The 1,642-nt window shown below is 67.1% G+C and carries 1 protein-coding gene; it reads right to left on the reverse strand.

Annotated elements, in window-relative coordinates; translation table 11 throughout:
• Positions 1–1,544 (reverse strand): aldehyde dehydrogenase family protein (locus JGZ97_RS18015; protein ID WP_207064095.1); only part of this gene is annotated, 1,544 nt, incomplete at its 3' end.
• Between the last annotated feature and the right edge of the window lie 98 nt (positions 1,545–1,642).

A 1,642-nucleotide genomic window follows, 5' to 3' on the forward strand; every position in this document is an offset into this window, starting at 1 on the left:
TACTCGAACACGATGCCCTGGGCCAGGGGCAGCTCGCCACCGTAGTTGACGGTGTTGGTGGTGCGGCGCATGTAGGCCTTCCAGGCGTCGGAGCCGGACTCGCGGCCACCGCCCGTGTCTTTCTCGCCGCCAAAGGCGCCGCCGATCTCGGCGCCGGAGGTGCCGATGTTGACGTTGGCGATACCGCAGTCGGAACCGGCGGGGGAGAGGAACAGCTCCGCCTCGCGCACGCTCTCGGTGAAGATCGCCGACGACAGCCCCTGGGGCACCTCGTTCTGGATCTCGATCGCCTCCTCCAGGTCCTGGTAGGTCAGCACGTAGAGGATCGGGGCGAAGGTCTCCTCGTGCACCACCTCGGCGTCGTGGCGGATGCTGACGATGGCCGGACGCACGTAGTAGCCGCCATCGGGCACCCCGTCGGTCACCCGCTCGCCGCCGAACAGCACCTCACCGCCCTGGGCCACGGCGGCCTTGAGGGCGTTCTGCATGGCCTCGAAGCTGCGCTGGTCCACCAGCGGCCCGACCAGGGTCCCCTCCTTGCTGGGGTCGCCGATGGGCAGGGAGGCGTAGGACTTCTTGATCCGCGCCACCAGCTCGTCCTTGATCGAGGCGTGGGTGATCAGACGGCGCAGGGTGGTGCAGCGCTGGCCGGCGGTGCCGGCGGCGGAGAAGACGATGGCCCGCAGCGCCAGGTCCAGGTCGGCGGTCTCGGAGATGATCATGGCGTTGTTGCCGCCCAGCTCCAGCAGGGAGCGGCCCAGGCGCGCGCCCACGGTTTCGCCGACGCTGCGACCCATGGCGGTGGAACCGGTGGCCGAGACCAGCGGGAAGCGATTGTCCTGGGCGATCAGCTGACCGATCTCGCGGTCACCGATGATCACGCTGGAGATGCCTTGGGGCAGCTCGGGCATGGTGGCCAGGGCCTTTTCCAGCACCGCCTGGCAGGCCAGGGCGCACAGGGGCGCCTTCTCGGAAGGCTTGAGCACCATGGTGTCGCCACAGACCAGGCCGATCATGCTGTTCCAGGCCCAGACCGCCATGGGGAAGTTGAAGGCGGTGATGACGGCGACGGGCCCCAGCGGGTGCCACTGTTCCATCATGCGATGGCCGGGGCGCTCGCTGACGATGGTCTTGCCGTGCAGCTGACGGGAGAGGCCGACGGCGAAATCGCAGACGTCGATCCACTCCTGCACCTCGCCCAGGGCCTCGGCCATGATCTTGCCGGACTCCAGGGTGATGACGCGGGCCAGGTCCTCCTTGTGCTCGCGGGCAATGTTGCCGATGCGGCGCACCAGCTCGCCGCGCACCGGGGCCGGCACCTTGCGAAACGCCTTGAAGGCGTCTTCGGCGGTGACGATCACCTCTTCCAGCTGGGCCGGGGTGGCGTTCTGAAAGCGGCCCACCTCCATGCCGTTGATGGGGGAGTGGACGCTGAAGGCGCTGCCTTCACCGTTCTGGCGCAGGCCGCTGGCCTTGACGCTGCAGTAGAGGCCGTTGGCCTGCAGCCTGTCGAGGCCGAGGTTTTCAAGAAAGGTCATTTTCATCGTAAAGCCCTTGGTAATGCGAATGAATAGCAACTTGAGGCCATGGTAACGAGGGCGGGGGCGGTGCAAAAAGCAGAGAATATCTGAGGGGGCTATCG

The sequence above is a fragment of the Motiliproteus sp. SC1-56 genome, assembly GCF_017309075.1.
Classification (GTDB): Bacteria; Pseudomonadota; Gammaproteobacteria; order Pseudomonadales; family Balneatricaceae; genus Motiliproteus.